This window comes from Pseudidiomarina woesei (assembly GCF_001418345.1).
Classification (GTDB): Bacteria; Pseudomonadota; Gammaproteobacteria; order Enterobacterales; family Alteromonadaceae; genus Pseudidiomarina; species Pseudidiomarina woesei.
This window is the reverse complement of sequence record NZ_LIPW01000001.1, coordinates 421,094-441,756: the sequence shown is the minus strand read 5'-3', so window position 1 is coordinate 441,756 and position 20,663 is coordinate 421,094. Positions and strand designations below refer to the sequence as shown.

Here is a 20,663-nt window from a genome sequence, read left to right as displayed (position 1 = left end):
AGACTGTAGTGTTATTCATATTTGTTGGATATTTTCTGGCACATTGTCATGAAAGGTTCACAAATCTGTCACTGAGCTGTTACTCGCATTGGCTAAATTTCGTTCAAGTCAGGCACGGCAAGCCACAAGAGGCGTGAACGTATGACAGCTTTTATGACCCGTTGGGTTGGACGATTAAGCCAGTTTGATCAACGCAGTTTTCATTGGCTTAATGGCCGCGCGAGACGTTGGTGTGGTCACAAGGTAACGCGGTGGGTTTCGCGGTCGGGCGATGGTTATAGCTATGCCATTATTGCCTGCTTGCTCGCTAGTCTTCATGGCACCGAAAGTGTGCCGCTCATTACCACGTTAGTTGTGGCATTTACAGTTGAAATTCCGTTATTTACCTTGCTGAAAAGGTTACTCAAACGGCAACGACCCTACCAAAGATTTCCATCATTTCATGCCGTTATTATGGCGCATGACCAGTTTAGCTTTCCTTCGGGCCACACTACGGCCGCATTTTTATTCGCTGGCATTATGAGTACGTATTTTCCGACGTGGTTTAGCTTGTTTTATGTATGGGCAGTAGCGGTGGGCTTTTCGCGTGTATTACTTGGCGTGCATTATCCCGGAGATATCGCAGCGGGCGCCTTTTTAGGTTCAGCACTAGCATGGCTAGCATTGGGGGTTGTATGAAAATTCTAGTAGGCATTCAAGGCACCGGGAATGGTCATTTAAGTCGATGCGCTGCTTTGGCAGAGGCCTTGGGCAAGTACCCACAGGTGCAGGTTGATTATTTGGTGTCGGGCCGCCCGAAAGAGCAACTGTTTGATATGGAAGTGTTCGGTAAATGGCAATGGCGCGAAGGCTTGTCATTTGTGGTGCAACATGGGCAGGTGAATGTACGAGCAACCTTAGCACGAAATAATTGGCAGCAGTTTTGGCGTGACGCACGCCAGCTAAAGTTAAACGATTATGACTTGATTGTTAGTGACTACGAGCCTATTACTGCCTGGGCGGGGCGTTTGCAAGGCAAACCCGTTATTGGCTTAGGGCGTCAATATGCATTTTATAAAGAAACGCCAAGCTTACCTATTTCAGCACTACAACGGCAGTTATTGCGCTGGTTTGCGCCAGCTAAAACAGTGGTTGGTATGCATTGGCTTGATGATGCGTCACATGTGCTACCGCCAATTATTCATCATCGGGGCGATCGTCAACGCGTGATAGAAGGAAATTACCTAGTTTATCTGCCGTTTGAGGGGTTAGGCGCCATTCATGGCTTACTAAGTTGCTTTCCTCAGGTTCAGTTTCATGTATTTCATCCAGCAGCCGAGGAACAGCAAATTGGGCATATTCGATATAGCGCTCCTTCGCGAGTTGGTTTTGCCGAAGCAATGGCTCAGGCTGAGGGTATTATTAGCAACGCAGGTTTCGAAACTGCCAGTGAAGCATTGGCGTTGGGGAAAAAACTGTTGGTGAAACCCTTAGTGGGGCAGTTTGAGCAGCTCGCTAATGCAAATTGCTTACAACAAGCGCGATTAGCTATGGTCATGAAAAAGCTGGATAGCGAGGTATTAGGACAGTTCTTGGCGTCAGTAACTGCACTTCAGTGCCAGTGGCCAAATGTCGCAGACGCGGTCGCGCGTTGGCTGGCGAATGGGGCTAAAGCGCCGGTGTATCAATTAAGTTCAGATCTCTGGTCGCAAATGGAGTGGAGTCACATGGAGTGGCAACAAGAGCATTTATGGGATGATTCAAACGAGTTTGGAAGTGGCTCCCCAGGTTGGATTCGAACCAACGACACATGGATTAACAGTCCACCGCTCTAACCAACTGAGCTACTGGGGAATACTTCAATAGTATATAGGAGGTGTTGTTAGATGTCTTGGCTCCCCAGGTTGGATTCGAACCAACGACACATGGATTAACAGTCCACCGCTCTAACCAACTGAGCTACTGGGGAACACATCTGACAACGGGTGCGAATGTTAATGGCGGTTGCGACGCCTGTCAATACTTAAAAGTACTGTTTGCTTGTTTTGTGTGCAAACCGTTAGAAAAAATCAAAGTCAAGTTTTGAAACATAAATCAATTATGATAAATGATATAACAGTGACTACTCACGGTTATCCACATGCAGCGCGATCGCGCGCCGTTAAAAGCCTAGACGATCTTATCCACTAAATCTGTGGATAACCTTGTGGGAAACTGTGTGAGTTATCATGAATCATGGGCGATTCGGAGCGATTTAGCGATTGCTTAAAAATTAACTGTTAATTTTTATTTTCAATTAAATCAGTTAGTTAAAATAAATCTAGAATCAGAGAAGATACCTTGATCAAGAACATGTCGTTCGTCGCATTTTGCATCAACTGTTGTGTATTTTTTGCCTGAGTTGTACACAATTAACGCACGAAAAAGGGGCTCGCGAGCCCCTAAATTCTTGATGATTAAATATTTGTGACAGATATGAAATTAGTCGTCTAGTTTTCCTTGCTAGCAAACTCAGAAATTCTACGAACAGCCTCTTTCAATGTATCTAGGCTACACGCAAAAGAAAAACGGCAATGGCCAGGTGCGCCAAATGCTGAACCAGGAACTAGTGCTACTTTTGCTTCATTGAGTAGCATTTCGCATAGCTCGACATCGGAGCTTGCGCCTTTGGCATTAATCAAGCTGTCTATATTTGCAAAGGTATAGAAGGTGCCGTCACCGGCAATACATTTCATGCCCGGAATTTTGTTTAATGCGTCAACTAAGTAATCATGGCGCTCTTTAAAAGCATTCACCATGGTGGTCATGATACTTTGATCGCCTTCTAACGCTGCAAGCGCAGCATATTGGCTAATACTGGCGGGGTTTGAAGTGCTTTGGGATTGAATTTTTTTCATGGCTGCAATCAGAGGCTTTGGCCCTGCTGCATAACCAATACGCCAACCTGTCATAGCATAGGCTTTTGATACACCCGACAAAACCACAATGCGGTCTTTTAGGTCTGGGGCTACCATTGCAATATTGTGGAAGCTCTCGTCGCTCCACAAAATATGTTCATACATGTCGTCAGTGGCAATTAAAACTTGCGGATGTTTGCGTAGTACATCAGCTAGGGCTTCAAGTTCTGCTTTGGTATAGGCAGTACCGGTTGGATTTGACGGACTATTTAAGAACAGCAACCGAGTTTTATCGGTAATAGCTTGGTCAAGTTGAGACGCCGTTATTTTGTAGCGCTGCTCTATACCTGCCTCAATAAATTTTGGTACCGCACCCACTAAAAGTGACATATCTGGGTAAGAAACCCAGTACGGCGCAGGAATAAGTACTTCGTCGCCAGGGTTTAACCAAGCACTAAGCAAATTAAAAATACTGTGTTTGCCGCCGGCCGAAATTAATATTTCGCTAAGTTCATAATCTAAACCGTTATCGCGCTTAAATTTGTTAATAACCGCTTGCTTTAACTGAGGGATTCCGTCAACCGCTGTATATTTTGTATGGCCCGCATCAATGGCTGCTTTGGCAGCTACTTTGACAAACTCGGGCGTATCAAAATCAGGTTCGCCGACACCTAATCCAATAACGTCATGCCCTGCGGCCTTAAGCTCGGCCGCTTTTTGCGAAACCGCTAAAGTAGGGGAAGGTTGAATAGCATTAACACGATCTGACAATTGATATTTCACAGCGTGATCCTAAACGTAGAAGGGGTTAAAAAGTTAGCCACACTATATATTTTTCAGCGGTTTTTGTCTATTAATCGACTTGCGTGATCGTTGAGGGAGCGACACCGTATTGAATAGCGAAATGGTGCAAAATTCGTTACACTATCGCTTCTTGTTTTGCGCGAATTAGGAACCTCATGAGCCAAGCTGTAGCGGCAAAATCTCTTCTGCATGATCCCATACAACCCACGTTGTGGCGAATGACGTGGCCGGTTGTTATTGGCGTGCTTACGCTCATTAGTTTTAATGTAGTGGACACTTTTTTTGTCGGCATGCTTGGCACAGACCCACTTGCCGCAGTGAGTTTTACCTTCCCGGTTACATTTACTGTGGTTAGCTTAGCTATTGGTCTTGGTATAGGTACTTCTGCTGTTATAGCCCGTAAACGCGGATCGGGGCGAGAAGAACACGCTCGTTTTGACGGCACTGTGGCATTAAGTGTTTCGGCGTTATTGGTTATGGTGTTGTCGGTAATAGGTTACCTAAGTATGGACACTATATTTGCGTTACTTCGCGCTCAAACACGCCTGTTGCCCTATATTCACGACTATATGACTATTTGGTTTTTGGGGGCGGTATTATTGGTTACCCCCATGGTGGGCAACGCCGTACTCCGAGCCTCTGGCGATACGCGTACGCCGTCGTTGATCATGGCCTCGGGTGGCTTATTAAATGCTATTTTTGATCCCATTTTGATTTTTGGCTTAGGGCCTATTCCGGCAATGGGCGTACAGGGCGCGGCATTAGCTAGCCTCATTTCTTGGATTATCGGTACGCTATTAGTGTTGTGGTACTTAAACTATAAGCAATTACTGACTTTATTGGTGCCTAAAGACGCAAGCTGGCTGCACTCCGCGCGCCAAATTCTATCTATTGGTATACCCGCTGCTGGTGCCAACATGTTGACGCCATTGGCTATGGCTGTTTTAACTGCGATCATCGCAGCTTATGGTGCACCGGCCGTAGCGGCATTTGGCGTAGGCTCGCGATTAGAGTCGCTAGCGAGCGTAATTATTTTGGCGTTATCGATGTCGCTACCACCGTTGATTAGCCAAAACTTTGGCGCACATGCTTATGATCGCGTAAATGCAGCATATAAAGTTGCGATTCGCAGTGTGCTGATTGTGCAATTAATTATTTATGGCGTGTTAGTAGCTTTGGCGCCGTGGGTTGCCGCTGCATTTACTGATGACCCTGAAGTAGCACGACTTATTCAGTTATTTATTTATATTATGCCGCTTGGCTATGGCGTTCAGGGCGTGATTATTCTCACCAATTCAAGCTTCAACGCATTGCACAAGCCTATGAGCGCTTTAGGTTTAAGTATTATTCGCTTGTTTGTCATGTTTGTACCGCTAAGTTGGCTTGGTGCATTGCTATACGATATTCCAGGCTTATTTGCCGGTGGTGTTATCGCCAATGTAATCACGGGTGGTATCGCGTGGCTGTGGTTTCAACGTGAAACAAGGGGGCTTGATGAGTCGTTCATTTGAACTCAAATCTGACTATCAACCAGCTGGTGATCAACCCGCTGCCATCGAGAAGCTGGTTGATAACTTAGACGCTGGCCTTGCGCATCAAACCTTATTGGGGGTTACCGGTTCAGGTAAAACCTTTACCATGGCTAATGTGATTGAGAAAATTCAACGGCCGACGTTAATTCTTGCGCATAACAAAACCCTAGCCGCGCAGTTGTATGGAGAAATGAAAGAGTTTTTTCCAAACAATGCCGTGGAATATTTCGTGTCGTACTATGACTACTATCAACCAGAAGCGTACGTGCCGACTACCGATACCTTCATTGAGAAAGACGCTTCAATTAACGACCACATTGAACAAATGCGTTTGTCGGCAACAAAAGCCTTAATGGAACGCCGAGATGTTGTGCTTGTAGCGTCGGTGTCATGTATTTACGGTTTGGGTGACCCAGAGTCATATATGAAAATGATGCTGCACTTGCGCCGTGGTGACATTATTGATCAACGTGACATTTTGCGACGTTTGGCACAATTACAATACAAACGTAATGACGCAGCATTTGAACGCGGTACTTACCGTGTTCGTGGCGAAGTAATTGATATTTTTCCGGCGGAATCTGAGCAATTAGCGGTGCGCGTGGAATTGTTCGATGAAGAAATTGATCGCATCAGTTTGTTCGAGCCGTTAACAGGGCAGGTGACTGAGGCTGATGTTGCGCGCGCAACCATTTACCCGAAAACCCACTACGTGACGCCGCGTGAAACTATTTTAAAAGCCATTGACCAGATCAAAGAAGAGCTAAAAGAACGCAAACAGCAATTATTAGACAATAATAAATTGGTTGAAGAACAACGCTTAAGCCAACGCACCCAGTTCGATATTGAAATGATGCTTGAACTTGGTTATTGCTCGGGCATTGAAAACTATTCGCGCTATTTATCCGGCCGCGCACCAGGCGAACCGCCACCAACATTGCTTGATTATTTGCCAGATGACGCGTTGTTAATTATAGACGAGTCGCACGTAACTGTGTCGCAAGTCGGTGCCATGTACAAAGGTGATCGCTCGCGCAAAGAAAACTTAGTGAACTATGGATTTCGTTTGCCATCGGCGCTTGATAATCGGCCGTTAAAGTTTGATGAGTTTGAAGCCATTGCCCCACAAACTATTTATGTGTCGGCTACGCCTGGCAAATACGAAATTGAAAAATCAGCCGGTGAAATTGTCGAGCAAGTGGTGCGCCCAACAGGGTTAATTGATCCTGAAATTGAAATACGTCCAGTAGCTACACAAGTTGATGATTTAATGTCTGAAGTTCGCTTGCGAGTTGAACGCAACGAACGGGTTTTGGCGACCACTTTAACCAAAAAAATGGCCGAAGACTTATCCGATTATTTAGACGAGCACGGCATTCGCGTACGTTATTTGCATTCTGATATCGACACCGTTGAACGAATGGAAATTATTCGTGATTTACGCTTGGGTGAATTTGATGTGCTCGTGGGAATTAACTTGCTTCGTGAAGGCTTGGACATGCCAGAAGTGTCGCTAGTCGCCATACTTGATGCCGACAAAGAGGGCTTCTTGCGCTCTGACCGATCATTGATTCAGACTATTGGCCGCGCTGCTCGTAACCTGAATGGCCGAGCCATTTTGTACGCTGATCGTATTACCGGCTCTATGCAACGCGCTATTGATGAGACTGATCGTCGCCGAGCCAAGCAAATAGCCTACAACGAAGAACATGGCATTACACCAAAAGGCTTGAATAAGCGTATTACGGATGTGATGGATCTTGGTGGCGGCAGCATGCGCGCGCCACGTCGTGAAAAACAACGTGAAGTCGCCGAGAAAGAATTGGCCTACGATCCGGCGCTGTTTGATCCTAAAGCCTTGGTACAGAAGATTGAAACCACCGAAAAGCAAATGTACCAAGCTGCCAAAGATCTCGAATTTGAAAAAGCTGCTGCGCTTCGTGACGAACTGGGCCAATTGCGTGAACAACTGAAACGTCTTTAACGGCAAAGGCGATATTAGCTATTGGATATTAGATATTAGATCTGATGTTTTAGGCTTTATCTAATATTCAATAGCTAATATCTAATATCGCTCTTGTTCTTAATATCTAATATCGCTCTTGAACTCATCTGTTTTTCCAATTAGATATTTATTATGTAATTGCTATTATCTATTAATCAAAAGCCCAAGTGGCTAAAGGGGGATAGAATTATGGCAAAAACAGTTTCATTTGGCGTAATGCACGTATCAGTCGCTTTCACCTTAGTTTGGTTAATGACTGGTGATGTCGTACTTGGTGGTGCGGTAGCTCTTATTGAGCCGGTGGTAAATACCGTTGCATATTATTTTCACGAAAAGTTTTGGGCAGCGCGAAAAGCCCGTGAACAAAGTCGACAAATGGATTCGGTGCACGTAGCATAACGCATTATTTTTTATAAGGCTAAACGGAAAAGAGCGTGCAACTGCAACCAGGTGATGAACGATATGTAACTTTAGATGGCGCGTTAAAAACACCGCTAAGTTTATTGTTTATGCTGCTGTTTTTTACCCGCGGCTATCTTGCGTGGATCATTTCTCTCACCTTTGCAGAAGACAGAGCCCGTCTACTTAAATTTTTTTACACCACAACTGAACAATTTGGGTTAGCGCTGTTAGCCGGCGCCCCCGCACTGGTGGTTTTCGTGCTAATAACGCAAGTAAAAACAGAAATAGTACCTTGGGTTAGTACTAGCTTTAAAGTAGTACCGCTGCTGCTATGGTTTAGTTGGATGGTTGATGGCGTGTTACTGCTTAGTTTGATTAGTCAATTGTGGCCAACGTTTTCGTTTGTGAAGGCGATGCTGTTGTTTGGTTGGTTAATGGTTGGCTGGATGCTGTTGTTTTCGCGCCATTTGCGTCGCTTCATTGCTTTGCTAAGGCAAGATTAAGAGCAAAAGCGATATTGGATATTGGATATTAGATGCTGCGGGAAACATCAGATCTAATATCTAATATCTAATAGCTAATATCGTATTTGAATTTCATCGTATTTGAATTTCAAAGAAGTGGTGGATGGTACTGGGTTCGAACCAGTGACCCCCGCCTTGTAAGGGCGGTGCTCTCCCAGCTGAGCTAACCATCCATCAGGGAGACAGAGAAAATGAAGAATTGGTGGATGGTACTGGGTTCGAACCAGTGACCCCCGCCTTGTAAGGGCGGTGCTCTCCCAGCTGAGCTAACCATCCTTTTCTCTGCGTTGCGGGGCGTATTATAGGGAGCTTCACGATACTGTCAACAGGAAATATCACTTGTTTTGTTCGACTGCTTGGTTTTTCACCGTTTCGCCGTAAAATTCAACGATATGCCTACTAAAAACCAAATATTCTCGTGCTCTGCCTAATGCGTACGCCGCAGCTTCTTGCTAGAATAGCCATCAAAATAACCCGAATAATGCGGAGAAAGCAAGAACTATGACTGTTGTCACTCGATTTGCCCCAAGCCCCACTGGATACCTTCATGTTGGCGGCGCACGTACAGCTCTTTATTCTTGGTTAGTTGCTAAAGCAGCTGGCGGCAAATTTGTATTGCGTATAGAAGACACAGACCGCGAACGTTCAACCCAACCCGCTATTGATGCCATTTTAGAGGGTATGGAATGGTTGGGCTTGAACTGGGACGAAGGCCCTTATTATCAAACCAAGCGTTTTGATCGTTATAACCACTATATTGATAAGCTGCTTGACGAAAACAAAGCCTACAAGTGCTACTGTTCTACAGAGCGGCTGGAAAAAATGCGCGACGAGCAAATGGCAAACGGCGAAAAACCTCGTTACGACGGTCATTGCCGGGATAACCCAAATGTGTCGGGCGATAAATTCGTGGTGCGCTTTCGCAACCCACAAGAGGGAAGTGTGAAATTCGACGATCACATTCGTGGTCATATTGAATTCGCCAACACTGAGTTGGATGACCTCATTATTGCGCGTAGTGATGGCACACCGACATACAACTTCTGTGTGGTTATTGATGACTGGGAAATGAACATTACCCATGTAGTGCGTGGTGAAGACCATATTAACAATACACCGCGCCAAATTAATATTCTGCAAGCATTGGGTGCTCCGGTACCTGAATACGCGCACGTTTCAATGATTTTAGGCGACGACGGGAAAAAGCTGTCAAAACGTCATGGCGCTGTCAGCGTGATGCAATATCGTGACGACGGCTATTTGCCGGCGGCCGTGCTTAATTATCTGGTGCGTTTAGGTTGGTCACATGGCGACCAAGAGATTTTCAGTGTTGATGAAATGATTAAGCTGTTCAGCTTAGATGACGTTAACAAAGCGGCTTCGGCGTTCAATACTGAAAAACTTAATTGGTTGAATCAGCATTACATGAAAAATCTGCCGGTTGAGCAAGTGGTGCCATATCTACAATGGCACTTCACGGACCAAGCGATAGATGTTAGCAAAGGCCCCGCGTTGGAAATTCTAATTCCGCTTATGGCAGACCGTGTGAAAACCTTGAAAGAAATGGCGGCGCAAAGCCGTTATTTTTACGAGGAGTACGAAGAGTTTGATGCCGACGCGGCGAAAAAACATTTGCGTCCAGTAGCCCGTGAAGCTTTGGAAGCGGTACAAGATCGCTTAGCCAGTGTAACGAATTGGAATGCCGAAAGCATTCAAGCTGCAATACATCAAACGGCAGAAGACTTGGGTGTAGGCATGGGTAAGGTAGGTATGCCATTACGGGTGGCTGTTACTGGTTCAGGAAATTCGCCTTCGTTAGACGTAACGCTCGAGTTAATTCCACAAGAGCAAGTGGTAGGACGTATTGCTCGTGCAATTTCGTTTATCATTGAACGCGAACAAGCACAGTAATTAAAAAAGGCGCCGTTCAGGCGCCTTTTTTACAGGAGTTATAAACGATATGCCGAAAATACGTCAGTTAATTGCCAATAACGAAGCATGGGCAAAGCGCATGCAAGAGCAAGACCCTGATTTTTTTAATAATTTGGTTGCACAGCAAACGCCAGAATACTTATGGATTGGTTGCTCAGATAGCCGAGTACCAGCTAACCAAGTTGTTGGAATGGCCCCAGGCGAATTATTTGTTCACAGAAATGTTGCGAACCAAGTCATTCAAACCGACTTCAATTGTTTGTCGGTTGTGCAGTACGCCGTTGAAGCGTTAAAAGTGAAACACATATTAGTGGTAGGTCACTACGGATGCGGTGGTGTGCGGGCGGCCACAGAAAGTTGCAGCCATGGGTTAGTTGATCATTGGTTATTTCCGATCAAAGATATTTATCGTGAACACCATAAAGAATTAGAAGCTATTGCTAGTGAAAGTGACCGTATTAATAGGCTGTGCGAGTTAAACGTTATTGAACAAGTGCGCAACTTGGCCAAAACGACCATTATTCAACAAGCATGGGATCGTGGTCAGCCATTAGCTATTCATGGATGGGTTTATAGTATTGAAGACGGTTTAGTGCGTGATATGGAAGTTACGGTACGCGATCGTGCTTCATTGGAACGTATTTATCACTTTGACGAATAGTTGAGCGATGCAAAAAGAACACTGGAACAATGTATATCAAACCAAATCAACTGACCAAGTCAGCTGGTTTCAATTGCGTTCCGAGAGTTCTATTCGGTTGATTGAAGCAACGGGAATGGGTCATGACGCGGCTATTATTGATGTGGGCAGTGGAGCTTCAAAATTAGTTGACGAGCTTTGGCACGAAGGGTTCCGTGAATTAACTGTTTTAGATATTGCTGCGGCAGCTCTGGAAACGACGAGGCAGCGGCTAGGCGCTGAGATTTCTGCAGCTATAGATTGGCGAGTAGGGAATGTGCTCGACTGTAACTTGCCGCATCAGCGGTATTTGATCTGGCATGATCGCGCTGTATTTCATTTTTTCACCGAAACCGCGCAGCAACAGGCCTATATTCAACAGGTTCGTGGGGCTTTGCAAGTTGGCGGTTATGTGGTTATCGCGACATTTGCTGAGGATGGACCCGAGCGTTGTAGTGGTTTACCCGTGCAACGTTACTCTGTGGAAAAGCTAGCAGCGACGTTCGGTGCTGACTTTGAGCTTGTTCATGCAGAACGTGAAACTCACCAAACGCCGCAAGGTAGTGAACAGAAATTTATCTATTGTGTATTGCGCAGAGTCTAATTTAGCCAAGGTTATTGTGTGTCAATTAAGCGAACTGGCGTAAATTTCGGCAAACAATTCATTTTACCGAAAAAAAGGTTGACGGTGGTGCGCCAATTACCCTAGAATTCGCACCGCTGTCAGGGTACTGATGTAGCACACGGCTTTTGAAGTTTGTGGGGCTATAGCTCAGCTGGGAGAGCGCCTGCCTTGCACGCAGGAGGTCAGCGGTTCGATCCCGCTTAGCTCCACCAAAAGCTGCAACAACAGTAGTGAATAAACTGATAGTGATTTGTTCTGGTGCGTCCCCTTCGTCTAGAGGCCTAGGACACCGCCCTTTCACGGCGGTAACAGGGGTTCGAATCCCCTAGGGGACGCCACTTCTTAAAAGCAAAAGCGATATTAGCAATTAGATATTGGATATTAGCGAAAGATTTTAAGAGCCAATCAAGATTTGCCAGTCCTTGTCCCCTTCGTCTAGAGGCCTAGGACACCGCCCTTTCACGGCGGTAACAGGGGTTCGAATCCCCTAGGGGACGCCATTTCTTTAAGAGCAAATGCGATATCAGCTATTGGATATTAGATATTAGCTAAATCCAACACTGCTTTTTCTGATATCCAATATCCAATATCCAATATCCAATATCCAATATCCAATATCCGATATCCAATATCCGATATCCAATATCTGATAGCTAATATCGTTTTTGCACTAGTTCCAGCAGGTGGGGTTCCATGATGTCGGCAATTAACGGCTGCGCCTCACGATTGGGATGAATACCATCGCCTTGCATTAAGTTCTCATCAACAATTATTTGCTCCATGAAGAATGGAATTAATGGCACTTCCTTCTTTTCGGCCACTTGCGAAAACAGTGACGAGAACATGTCGTTGTAGCGTGGGCCGTAATTCGGCGGAATTCTCACCTGGCTTAACGCAACTTTAGCGTTTTGTTGTTGCAATTGGGTGATGATTTGTTCCAAATTGTTTGCGATAGTAGCTGGGTTAAAGCCGCGTAATCCGTCATTTCCCCCTAATTCAACAAAAACAGCATCGGGTTGATGACGCTCGATAACGCCAGTTAACCGATTTAAGGCGCCTTGGGTGGTGTCGCCGCTAATGCTGGCATTAATTAGGGTAATGTCAGGATATTTTTCGGCCCAGCGTTGCTGTAAAACGCCAACCCATGACTCGCTTTGTGCCATGCCATAACCTGCGCTAAGGCTGTCACCTAAAACAACAAGTGAGACATTTGCCGAAACTGGACGTATAACAACAAACAGTGCGACGATTACAAACAATTTAGCTAGGAAGTTTTTCATAAATGCTTATACAAACCACTCAATTAGAAAAAGAAGTGACCACTCAAGACGGTACGTTACACATTCTACAACCAATTGACTTGGCAATAAATGCCGGTGAAACGGTTGCAATTGTTGGTGCCTCAGGGTCGGGCAAATCCACATTATTATCATTACTTGCTGGTTTAGACATCGCAAGTAGCGGTGATGTTCTTATAGATAACGTAAAGTTGAGCGATTTGGATGAAGAGCAACGCGCAAAATTGCGTGCTGATAAAATCGGTTTTATTTTTCAATCGTTTTTATTGATCCCAAGTTTAACCGCTTTAGAAAACGTTATGTTGCCTGCCGAGCTTGCTGGCCATAAAAATGCGGAGCAGCAAGCGCGTGAGTTGCTAAGTAAAGTTGGTTTGGGCGAGCGCTTAAGCCATTACCCAAATCAATTGTCGGGTGGCGAGCAGCAACGAGTCGCAATTGCTCGTGCTTTTATTGGGACGCCAAAAATATTATTCGCCGATGAACCGACGGGTAACTTGGACTCGACCACGGGCCATAAAGTAGAAGACTTGCTGTTTCAAATGAACCAAGAGTCGGGCACCACTTTAGTGATGGTGACTCATGACGCAGAGCTTGCCGAACGCTGTCAGCGGGTATTGCGCATGGACTCGGGGCAGCTAACCGAGGTGGCTCGCGATGTGGCATAAAATTTCATGGCGTTTATTACGTCACGAATTAAAACGCGGTGAGCTGACCATTATGGCGGCAGCCATTGTGCTTTCAGTTACAGCGGTATTGTCGCTGTCTTTATTTACTGAGCGGCTGCAGTCTGGTTTGTTAGAGCGAAGCGCCGAATTTTTAGCTGCTGATCGTGTTTTGAGTTCGCGCCGCACCATTAATGAAAACTGGATCTCCGAAGCGCAGACGCGAGGAATAAAAACGGCTGAGCGCGTGGTATTTAACAGTATGGCATTTGCCGACGGCGAGTTAGCCTTGGTCGATGTGAAAGCGGTAGGCGATGGGTATCCCTTGCGAGGTGAGCTGCGAACCGCAAGCGAACCTTTTGGCGCGGAAGAAACCGCTACTGGGTTACCTAATACTGGGGAAGCTTGGGTTGCCTCAGCGTTATTCCAAGAGCTCAGTCTGGTAGTCGGTGATAGCTTAGAAATTGGTAACAGCCAGTTTACGGTAAGCCGGGTACTTACTTATGAACCTGACGTTGGTTTTTCGGTGTTCACCGACAGCCCCAATGTGCTGATTCGCTATGACGAGCTGGAGCAAACAGGGTTGATTCAACCTGGCTCGCGAGTGCGATATAACGTGCTTTTTGCCGGCGAACCGAGTGAGCTTGATGCCTATGAAGAATGGTTGACGCCGCAGCTTAACGAAGATACTCACAATTGGCGTAGCATTGAAGACGGTGATAGCCCGTTATCGCGTAGCTTGCAACGTGCCGAGCGTTTCATGCTGCTAGCAAGCTTACTCGGTGTGGTGTTAGCGGCTACAGCAGTGGCCGTTGCTGCACAGCGCTATTGCCAGCGAAACTATGACGTTGTGGCGATTTTTAAAACGCTCGGTGCTGAAAAAGCACAAATTCAGAAAATTTTTATTTTGCATTTGTTGCTGCTTACGCTAATTAGCATTTCGGCTGGCCTTGCTCTAGGTTGGTTTATTCAAGCTCAAGTAATTGAGGTGGTGGCAGATCAATTAGGCGCTAGCTTGCCTGCTGCAGGCTGGCAACCTTACTTACTCGCTTCGGCAACAGGCTTAGTGAGCGCCGTTATGTTTACCCTTTACCCGTTGCTGCGCTTGATTGGTATTCCGCCTTTGCGAGTGTTAAACCGCCAGTTAGTTGGAACTGATAAGCTACGTTGGCTGCATTGGGTTGCCTCTGCCGGCACTATTTATGCCTTGCTACTGATTTATAGCCAACAATGGTTGTTATCTACAGCATTGTTTGTTGGCGGTGCAGTGGCGGCGGTTTTGTTATTGACGATTGGGCGCTTGTTTATTCGCGCTAGCCGTCAAGCGGGTATGCAAGCTGGAAGTGCCTGGCGCTTAGCTATGGCAGGGTTGCAGCGCCGAGCACAAGCCAATAGCGTACAAATGTTGAGTTTTGCGACCGCTATTATGTTGTTGCTGCTGGTGTTGGCGTTGCGTAATGAATTATTGGCTGATTGGGAGCGCCAGTTACCCGATGATGCGCCCAATTATTTTATTATCAATGTCGCTGGCAATGATGTTGAAGCTTTGCAGCAACGCCTTAACGAACGTGGCATTGTGTCAAATGATATGTACCCAGTGGTTCCTGGACGCATGACTGCGGTTAATGGCGTACCCGTTCGTGATGAAGTGACTAAAGAAGCTGGCGGTGATGAAGCCGATACAGCGACCAACAATGCTGAGCAGCGTGAAGGCTTTGGCCGTGAATTGTCACTTACTTGGCGTGATGAATTACCGCCGAACAATGTGGTGACAGCTGGACAATGGTGGGGCGATGATCCGCAACCACAGGTGTCTATTGAGCAAGAAGTTGCGGAGCGTATGAATTTAAGTGTGGGCGATGAGCTCGAATTTAATATTGGCGGGAATACCTTTACGGTGCCGGTAACTAGTATTCGCGAAGTGAATTGGGCGTCATTGCAGCCGAATTTCTTCATGATTTTCAATACGGCCACGTTAGAAGACTTTCCGGCGACGTTTATTTCGAGCTTTAATTTACCTCCAGAGCGTAAAAACGAACTATATGATTTGTTTAAACCGTTTCCGCAGGTTTCGTTAATTGATCTTGACGCAGTTATGGAGCAATTGCGTGAGGTTATTGAGCAAGTGAGCATTGCGATTGCGTTTGTGTTGGTTTTAGTGTTGGTTGCCGGCATTTTGGTTTTATTAGCGCAAGTGCAGGCGTCAATGGAAGAGCGCCAGAAAGAACTGGTTATACTTCGTACCCTTGGGGCGCCAGCGAAGTTACTAAGCCGCAGTGTTACCTATGAGTTTGTCATACTGGGTGCTATTAGTGGCTTGATTGCTACATTGGCTATGGAGTTGTCGCTTTATATCTTGCAAACGCAAGTATTTGAAATGACCGCGACAATACATTGGCGCTTTTGGTTACTAGGCCCGGTATCTGGTGCGTTGGTGGTGGGCATTCTTGGCCGCTTAGCGTGTGCACGATTGGTGCGTCGTAACACCGCGCAGCTTATTCGTAAGCTTTCTTAGTCGCCAGATAAACCTTAGTCGCGAGACAAACTTGAAGCTAGGGCTTTTTCGATATGTGTCTGAAAAAGCTCTGGCCAATGGGCTTGATAGCTGGGCCGGAACACTGAAAAATGGCCAATGCGCCGCGTTCCAATTTGTTCTGGTGTAATCAGATGTCTCTGTTGCACGGCTGATTTATAAAAATTGTGCATGGCGGTTATGTTGCGCTCGGTCAATAACTCATCATCACTAAAAGCTAGCGACGTAATGGGTGTTTGTACTTCAGCGTACCGCTGATATAAGTTTTCGGCGCCAACTAAATAGTCGGGATGTAAACACCAACGCCGCCATTGCTGCATGGCTGCAGCAGGTACATTGCCCACAATGCCTAAAGCGCGGCCAGGAAAATAACCTCTAAGTGGAATGAGCCACGGCGTAATAGCCCGCCACAATAGCCATGACTTATATTTAAGCTGTGGCTTGGTGTCCTTCCAAAAGCCGGTGCCCGTCGCCACGGTGATCATATGCTGCACCGCGCTGTGGTTAGGAATCATACCGAATAGCTGCCCGCCAATACTGTGCGCAAACCACAATAATGGGAATTGTGGGTAGTTGCTGGTGGCGTAGTCGATTATTGCAGCAGCGTCATAAGTAGCCCAGTCTGTTATTGAGGTACTAAGCTGGCTTAGCGGTTTATCAATTGATGCGCCAATACCGTAATAATCAAAGCTAATTACGTGAAAGCCTTGCGCTGCCAGCCAATTGCAGAAATGCTGGTAGTAGGCTTGCGGCACTGCCATGGCGGGCGCCATGATAATCACAGCGCGTGGGGTTTCAGCTTGCCACTGGTAAGCGACAATATCACGCTCAGGGGCCGTATTGAGTGTAATGCGCTTGGGTTGTTGCATCTCTTACGCCAGTAACTACGGAAGTACTTTGAGGTAAGGTTTTACAGTAACCTTTTGATACACGCCGGCAGCCAAATACGGGTCGGCATTTGCCCATGCTTGAGCGTCGGCCAAAGTGTCAAACTCAGCTACCACCATAGAGCCGGTAAAGCCAGCATCACCGGGGTCGGTGGCGGCAATAGCAGGGCATGGTCCAGCAACCAATAAACGGCCTTCTGTTTGTAAGGCTTTTAGGCGGTCTAAATGCGCCGGGCGCGTTGCTCGGCGTGCAGCCAAGCTGTTGGGTGCGTCTTCAGCCCAAATAACAAACCACATTATTCAATTTCCTCTGCATCTTTTTCACGGTCGGTGTGATGTTTAAACATATAGGCCCCAGAAAACACACTAAAAATTAGTGTTGCGCCTAAGGTGCCAAACACCTTGAAATTTACCCAAGCGTCGAGGCTCATTTGTTCAGCTATATAAAGGTTGATAACTGCGAGAGCTAACGCAAAAATAACCCAAGCATAGGTTAGGCGTCGCCAAGCAAACAGTGGCAGATTAATTTCGCTACCAAGCATACTTTGCAGTGGGCTGCGTTTTTTCCACCACATGCCAATAAGTAAAAATAGGGCGATGGCAATATAAATAACGGTCACTTTGATCTTCACAAACCACTCATCGCGTAAGAACAAGGTAATACTGCCGAAGATAAGTACTGCCCACATAATAATCCAGTGGCGGGTTGTTATTGGTTCACGCATGAATTTCATGCCGATAATTTGCAATATTGTGCCGAGCATTAATACCCCTGTGGCAATAAATATATCGCCTAGCAGGTAGAACACGAAAAACAAAACAATCGGTAAATATTCCAGTACTATCAGCATAATGAAATCCAATACATAAACGAAATCGCAGTGTGCCAGAAAATTTCTTACGGTACTAGATTGTGTGGCTAGACTATAGTTAATAAAAACCAATAAACATAATGAAGCGGCAGCTTATAGGGTAACGGTATTATGAAATTATTGATCACTGGCGGAACAGGTCTTATTGGGCAGACGTTAATTCCTCATTTGCTTAAAAGCTACCAAGTGACAGTGACAAGTCGCAATCCGCAACGTGCAATTGCCCGCTTAGGGCAGCAGGTGCATGTGGTTCGTAGCCTTGACGAAATAAGTGATATTAGTGAGTTCTACGCGGTGATAAACCTTCAAGGTGAGGGTATTGCGGATAAACGCTGGAGCTCGCGACAAAAGCTGCGGCTGGAGCAAAGCCGTTGGAATATTACGCGCCAACTTACCGAGCGTATTCAAAGCGCTGCGCAACCACCACAGGTATTTATTAGCGGTTCGGCAATTGGTTTTTATGGGCCGCAAGGAAGCACACCGGTGACTGAAACGAGTGTAATTGAAGCGGATGATTTTGCGCATCATTTATGTGCCGAGTGGGAACGTTTGGCGTTAGCCGCAGATTCGCCAAAAACACGGGTGTGTGTTATTCGCACTGGCGTTGTACTGGCGCCCGAGGGTGGGGCATTGAAAAAGATGTTGCCACCTTACTTGCTGGGCCTTGGTGGGCCGTTAGGTCACGGGAAGCAAGGGTTTAGCTGGGTACATATTGACGACATGGTGGGTATTATTCTATTTCTGCTTGAGCACGGCGAAACACGTGGAATTTATAATGCCACCGCGCCTAACCCCGTGAAACAGCAAGAGTTTAGTCGCTCGTTAGCCAAAGTTCTGCGGAAGTCTCATTTTATGCGGGTACCTGCGTGGGTACTCAAATTAATGTTAGGGGAAATGTCAGACATGTTATTAACCGGCCAACTGGTGTTGCCTGAGCGCTTGCAGCAGGCCGGTTATTCGTTCGAATTTGCGCAGGTAGAAGCAGCCCTTAAAGACTGCTTGTTGCCGCCTTCATAGTCTGCACAAATTCTTGCAGGTGCTTAGTTAATGCGTTTTCATCATGTGGATATTGCTCAATTATTTTCACAATAGCCGAGCCGCAAATAGCTCCAGCGGCACCCGCTGCTAATGCAGCCCGAACATGCTCTGGACTGGCAATACCAAAGCCCAACAGCGGCGGGGCGCTATTGTACTGATGCAGCTGGTCAATTACTTCGCCTGCAGGCGCTTGCATTTGTGTTTCGGCACCAGTCACACCTGCTCGGCTAAGTAAGTAAACATAGCCAGCGCTGTTTTCGGCAACTTGTTGCAGTGTTGCTGATGAAGCGTCAGGCGGCGCAATGAATATCGGCTCGACACCAAACTCACGCGCAATGGCGGCAAATTGCTTACCTTCGCGCACTGGAACATCGGCTATCAATACCGAATCAACACCCGCTTGCTGGCAGCGTTGATAGAAGTTATTCATGCCATTACTCACCACTAAATTGGCGTACACCAATAAGCCAATAGGTAAGTCAGGGTAGCGCGTGCGCACTTGTTCAATGATGTTAAAAGCATCGCTAATGCGGGTTCCCGCTGCAAGTGCCCGAATATTGGCTTTTTGAATGGTAGGCCCGTCGGCTACGGGGTCCGAAAAGGGCAGGCCTAGCTCTAATGCGTCAGCACCACCGGCCACTAGAGCATCAATAACCTTTAAGCTGAGTTCTGGGGTGGGGTCGCCTAATGTTACAAAAGGCACAAATGCGCCTTGTCTTGCGGCTGACAGACGAGAAAACAATTGTTTATAACGGCTCATGCTTGGCCTCCTTGCGGTGCTGATTGCGCTTCGGCACGTTCCTGCAAAATACGGCGCACGTGATCAATATCTTTGTCGCCGCGGCCCGATAAGTTAACTAGCAGAACTTTCGGCGCATCAGGTTGGGCGGCACGTTTTAGTGCATAAGCTAGCGCGTGGGCAGATTCTAAAGCCGGAATAATACCTTCGTGTTTGGCGAGTGTTTGAAAGGCTTCTAATGCTTCGTCGTCAGTTACTGATTCATAGCGTGCGCGGCCAATAGAGCGTAAATACGCATGTTGTGGGCCAACACCTGGGTAGTCGAGACCGGCAGAAACCGAATAGCTTTCTTCAATTTGACCTTCGTCGGTTTGCATTAAAAACGATCGGCAACCATGCAAAATACCTGGCTTGCCGGCTGCTAACGTGGCGCCGTGCAGGTGCGTGTCGACACCTTTACCCGCGGGTTCTACGCCCACTAAAGCGACGTCTTGTTCGTCAATAAATTCGGCAAACATGCCAATGGCATTCGAGCCACCGCCCACACAGGCAATCACTTCGTCGGGTAAGCGGCCAATGCGCTCAAGCATTTGTGCTTTGGCTTCAGCGCCAATCATGCGGTGAAACTCACGCACAATGGTCGGGAACGGATGGGGGCCAGCTGCGGTACCAAGCAAATAATGGGTGGTACTGTAGCTTGCAGTCCAGTCGCGCATGGCTTCATTAACCGCGTCTTTTAAGGTGCCACTGCCGGCGTCAACAGCCACCACTTTAGCGCCCATGAGCTCCATACGGAACACATTCGGCTGCTGGCGCGCGACGTCTTTGGCGCCCATGTAAATAATACATTCAAGGTCAAGTAAGGCACAGGCTAAGGCGGTTGCCGTGCCGTGTTGGCCGGCGCCAGTTTCAGCAATAATACGCTGCTTACCCATGCGCTTGGCTAAAAGTGCTTGGCCAAGCACCTGATTGGTTTTGTGTGCGCCGCCATGCAGTAGGTCTTCACGTTTTAAGTATATTTCGGTGCCGTTGGGCGAGTTTTGTGGCAAGTTACGGCATTTAGACAGCGGTGTTGGGCGGCCTAAGTAGTTTTTTAATAGGTCACGAAACTCGGCTTGGAAGGCGTCGTCGTTTTGCGCATCAATAAAAGCTTGTTCAAGTTGATCAAGCGCTGGTAGAAGTATTTCTGGCACGAATTGGCCACCAAAATCGCCAAAATAGGCGGATAATTTTTCAGTTGAAGAGCTCATAAATA

General features: G+C 46.7%; 18 protein-coding genes, 7 tRNA genes and 1 pseudogene. 15 read left to right on the top strand and 11 right to left on the bottom strand.

Going from position 1 to position 20,663, the window contains the following annotated elements; genetic code table 11:
* The first annotated feature begins 141 nt into the window (after positions 1-141).
* On the top strand, positions 142-678 hold the full coding sequence (locus tag ASC40_RS02180) for a phosphatase PAP2 family protein (RefSeq protein WP_245622154.1): 537 nt from the start codon (positions 142-144) through the stop codon (positions 676-678).
* A pseudogene (locus ASC40_RS02175) lies at positions 561-1,532 on the top strand (glycosyltransferase family protein); the annotation flags it as partial. The gene ASC40_RS02180 and the pseudogene ASC40_RS02175, both read left to right, overlap by 118 nt.
* Before the next feature lie 224 nt (positions 1,533-1,756).
* Here ASC40_RS02175 and ASC40_RS02170 read toward each other — a convergent pair.
* The 3 genes from ASC40_RS02170 to ASC40_RS02160 form a co-directional block, all read right to left on the bottom strand.
* Positions 1,757-1,833 (bottom strand) — tRNA-Asn (locus tag ASC40_RS02170).
* A gap of 38 nt (positions 1,834-1,871) precedes the next feature.
* Positions 1,872-1,948 (bottom strand) — tRNA-Asn (locus ASC40_RS02165).
* Between the two features lie 520 nt (positions 1,949-2,468).
* On the bottom strand, positions 2,469-3,659 hold the full coding sequence (locus ASC40_RS02160) for a pyridoxal phosphate-dependent aminotransferase (protein WP_055438133.1): 1,191 nt from the start codon (positions 3,657-3,659) through the stop codon (positions 2,469-2,471).
* A 176-nt stretch (positions 3,660-3,835) separates the two neighbouring features.
* On the opposite strand from ASC40_RS02160, the gene ASC40_RS02155 reads away from it, so the two are divergent.
* The 4 genes from ASC40_RS02155 (at position 3,836) to ASC40_RS02140 (ending at position 8,122) form a co-directional block, all read left to right on the top strand.
* Positions 3,836-5,191: an MATE family efflux transporter gene (locus ASC40_RS02155; RefSeq protein WP_055438132.1), complete on the top strand. Its 1,356-nt coding sequence runs from the start codon at positions 3,836-3,838 to the stop codon at positions 5,189-5,191.
* On the top strand, positions 5,175-7,196 hold the full coding sequence (gene uvrB / locus ASC40_RS02150) for an excinuclease ABC subunit UvrB (protein WP_055438131.1): 2,022 nt from the start codon (positions 5,175-5,177) through the stop codon (positions 7,194-7,196). Before ASC40_RS02155 ends, uvrB begins: the two co-directional genes overlap by 17 nt.
* A gap of 210 nt (positions 7,197-7,406) precedes the next feature.
* Positions 7,407-7,616, top strand: coding sequence for a DUF2061 domain-containing protein (locus ASC40_RS02145; RefSeq protein ID WP_055438130.1), 210 nt, complete (start codon positions 7,407-7,409; stop codon positions 7,614-7,616).
* 35 nt (positions 7,617-7,651) lie between these two features.
* The gene (locus ASC40_RS02140) at positions 7,652-8,122 is read left to right on the top strand and encodes a DUF2919 family protein (protein ID WP_055438129.1); all 471 of its coding nucleotides are present in this window, start codon (positions 7,652-7,654) and stop codon (positions 8,120-8,122) included.
* A gap of 118 nt (positions 8,123-8,240) precedes the next feature.
* Here the strand turns inward: ASC40_RS02140 and ASC40_RS02135 are convergent.
* Positions 8,241-8,316, bottom strand: a tRNA-Val gene (locus tag ASC40_RS02135).
* A gap of 27 nt (positions 8,317-8,343) precedes the next feature.
* Positions 8,344-8,419 (bottom strand) — tRNA-Val (locus ASC40_RS02130).
* 225 nt (positions 8,420-8,644) lie between these two features.
* Between ASC40_RS02130 and gltX the strand changes: the two genes are divergently transcribed.
* The 6 genes from gltX (at position 8,645) to ASC40_RS02100 (ending at position 11,879) form a co-directional block, all read left to right on the top strand.
* A complete protein-coding gene (gene gltX / locus ASC40_RS02125) occupies positions 8,645-10,054 on the top strand; it encodes a glutamate--tRNA ligase (RefSeq protein ID WP_055438128.1) in 1,410 nt (469 codons plus the stop codon).
* Between the two features lie 49 nt (positions 10,055-10,103).
* Complete coding sequence (gene can, locus ASC40_RS02120; RefSeq protein WP_055438127.1) at positions 10,104-10,736, top strand: carbonate dehydratase; 633 nt, start codon at positions 10,104-10,106, stop codon at positions 10,734-10,736.
* A 7-nt stretch (positions 10,737-10,743) separates the two neighbouring features.
* The gene (locus ASC40_RS02115; protein WP_055438126.1) at positions 10,744-11,358 is read left to right on the top strand and encodes a class I SAM-dependent methyltransferase; all 615 of its coding nucleotides are present in this window, start codon (positions 10,744-10,746) and stop codon (positions 11,356-11,358) included.
* Between the two features lie 157 nt (positions 11,359-11,515).
* A tRNA-Ala gene (locus ASC40_RS02110) sits at positions 11,516-11,591 on the top strand.
* 50 nt (positions 11,592-11,641) lie between these two features.
* Positions 11,642-11,717 (top strand) — tRNA-Glu (locus tag ASC40_RS02105).
* Positions 11,718-11,803: 86 nt separating this feature from the next.
* Positions 11,804-11,879 (top strand) — tRNA-Glu (locus ASC40_RS02100).
* 153 nt (positions 11,880-12,032) lie between these two features.
* Here the strand turns inward: ASC40_RS02100 and ASC40_RS02095 are convergent.
* Positions 12,033-12,659 carry an arylesterase gene (locus ASC40_RS02095; protein ID WP_055438125.1) on the bottom strand — a complete coding sequence of 209 codons (627 nt, stop codon included), beginning with the start codon at positions 12,657-12,659 and terminating at the stop codon, positions 12,033-12,035.
* A 2-nt stretch (positions 12,660-12,661) separates the two neighbouring features.
* Here ASC40_RS02095 and ASC40_RS02090 point away from each other — a divergent pair, with 2 nt between their 5' ends.
* On the top strand, positions 12,662-13,342 hold the full coding sequence (locus ASC40_RS02090; RefSeq protein ID WP_055438124.1) for an ABC transporter ATP-binding protein: 681 nt from the start codon (positions 12,662-12,664) through the stop codon (positions 13,340-13,342).
* The gene (locus ASC40_RS02085; protein WP_055438123.1) at positions 13,332-15,854 is read left to right on the top strand and encodes an ABC transporter permease; all 2,523 of its coding nucleotides are present in this window, start codon (positions 13,332-13,334) and stop codon (positions 15,852-15,854) included. Before ASC40_RS02090 ends, ASC40_RS02085 begins: the two co-directional genes overlap by 11 nt.
* A gap of 14 nt (positions 15,855-15,868) precedes the next feature.
* Here the strand turns inward: ASC40_RS02085 and ASC40_RS02080 are convergent, their stop codons facing one another.
* From ASC40_RS02080 to ASC40_RS02070, 3 genes are read right to left on the bottom strand one after another with little or no spacing between them, the layout of a single operon-like run.
* Positions 15,869-16,741 (bottom strand): alpha/beta hydrolase family protein, encoded by an 873-nt coding sequence (locus ASC40_RS02080; RefSeq protein ID WP_055438122.1) that lies wholly within the window; start codon positions 16,739-16,741, stop codon positions 15,869-15,871.
* A 15-nt stretch (positions 16,742-16,756) separates the two neighbouring features.
* Positions 16,757-17,056 carry a YciI family protein gene (locus tag ASC40_RS02075; protein WP_055438121.1) on the bottom strand — a complete coding sequence of 100 codons (300 nt, stop codon included), beginning with the start codon at positions 17,054-17,056 and terminating at the stop codon, positions 16,757-16,759.
* Positions 17,056-17,610: an inner membrane-spanning protein YciB gene (locus ASC40_RS02070; protein ID WP_055438120.1), complete on the bottom strand. Its 555-nt coding sequence runs from the start codon at positions 17,608-17,610 to the stop codon at positions 17,056-17,058. Before ASC40_RS02070 ends, ASC40_RS02075 begins: the two co-directional genes overlap by 1 nt.
* Positions 17,611-17,742: 132 nt before the next feature.
* Between ASC40_RS02070 and ASC40_RS02065 the strand changes: the two genes are divergently transcribed.
* Positions 17,743-18,648, top strand: coding sequence for a TIGR01777 family oxidoreductase (locus ASC40_RS02065; RefSeq protein ID WP_055438119.1), 906 nt, complete (start codon positions 17,743-17,745; stop codon positions 18,646-18,648).
* On the opposite strand, the gene trpA is transcribed toward ASC40_RS02065, so the two are convergent.
* The gene (gene trpA, locus ASC40_RS02060; RefSeq protein WP_055438118.1) at positions 18,620-19,429 is read right to left on the bottom strand and encodes a tryptophan synthase subunit alpha; all 810 of its coding nucleotides are present in this window, start codon (positions 19,427-19,429) and stop codon (positions 18,620-18,622) included. The two genes, ASC40_RS02065 and trpA, sit on opposite strands and share 29 nt — an antisense overlap.
* On the bottom strand, positions 19,426-20,658 hold the full coding sequence (gene trpB / locus ASC40_RS02055; RefSeq protein WP_055438117.1) for a tryptophan synthase subunit beta: 1,233 nt from the start codon (positions 20,656-20,658) through the stop codon (positions 19,426-19,428). Before trpB ends, trpA begins: the two co-directional genes overlap by 4 nt.
* Between the last annotated feature and the right edge of the window lie 5 nt (positions 20,659-20,663).

What these genes read in the sequence shown, in the direction of transcription:
- ASC40_RS02180 (WP_245622154.1), top strand. Translation starts at nt 142, where the DNA reads ATGACAGCTTTTATGACCCGTTGGGTTGGACGATTAAGCCAGTTTGAT.
- ASC40_RS02155 (WP_055438132.1), top strand. Translation starts at nt 3,836, where the DNA reads ATGAGCCAAGCTGTAGCGGCAAAATCTCTTCTGCATGATCCCATACAA.
- uvrB (WP_055438131.1), top strand. Translation starts at nt 5,175, where the DNA reads ATGAGTCGTTCATTTGAACTCAAATCTGACTATCAACCAGCTGGTGAT.
- ASC40_RS02145 (WP_055438130.1), top strand. Translation starts at nt 7,407, where the DNA reads ATGGCAAAAACAGTTTCATTTGGCGTAATGCACGTATCAGTCGCTTTC.
- gltX (WP_055438128.1), top strand. Translation starts at nt 8,645, where the DNA reads ATGACTGTTGTCACTCGATTTGCCCCAAGCCCCACTGGATACCTTCAT.
- can (WP_055438127.1), top strand. Translation starts at nt 10,104, where the DNA reads ATGCCGAAAATACGTCAGTTAATTGCCAATAACGAAGCATGGGCAAAG.
- ASC40_RS02115 (WP_055438126.1), top strand. Translation starts at nt 10,744, where the DNA reads ATGCAAAAAGAACACTGGAACAATGTATATCAAACCAAATCAACTGAC.
- ASC40_RS02095 (WP_055438125.1), bottom strand. Translation starts at nt 12,659, where the DNA reads ATGAAAAACTTCCTAGCTAAATTGTTTGTAATCGTCGCACTGTTTGTT.
- ASC40_RS02090 (WP_055438124.1), top strand. Translation starts at nt 12,662, where the DNA reads ATGCTTATACAAACCACTCAATTAGAAAAAGAAGTGACCACTCAAGAC.
- ASC40_RS02085 (WP_055438123.1), top strand. Translation starts at nt 13,332, where the DNA reads ATGTGGCATAAAATTTCATGGCGTTTATTACGTCACGAATTAAAACGC.
- ASC40_RS02080 (WP_055438122.1), bottom strand. Translation starts at nt 16,741, where the DNA reads ATGCAACAACCCAAGCGCATTACACTCAATACGGCCCCTGAGCGTGAT.
- ASC40_RS02075 (WP_055438121.1), bottom strand. Translation starts at nt 17,056, where the DNA reads ATGTGGTTTGTTATTTGGGCTGAAGACGCACCCAACAGCTTGGCTGCA.
- ASC40_RS02070 (WP_055438120.1), bottom strand. Translation starts at nt 17,610, where the DNA reads ATGCTGATAGTACTGGAATATTTACCGATTGTTTTGTTTTTCGTGTTC.
- ASC40_RS02065 (WP_055438119.1), top strand. Translation starts at nt 17,743, where the DNA reads ATGAAATTATTGATCACTGGCGGAACAGGTCTTATTGGGCAGACGTTA.
- trpA (WP_055438118.1), bottom strand. Translation starts at nt 19,429, where the DNA reads ATGAGCCGTTATAAACAATTGTTTTCTCGTCTGTCAGCCGCAAGACAA.
- trpB (WP_055438117.1), bottom strand. Translation starts at nt 20,658, where the DNA reads ATGAGCTCTTCAACTGAAAAATTATCCGCCTATTTTGGCGATTTTGGT.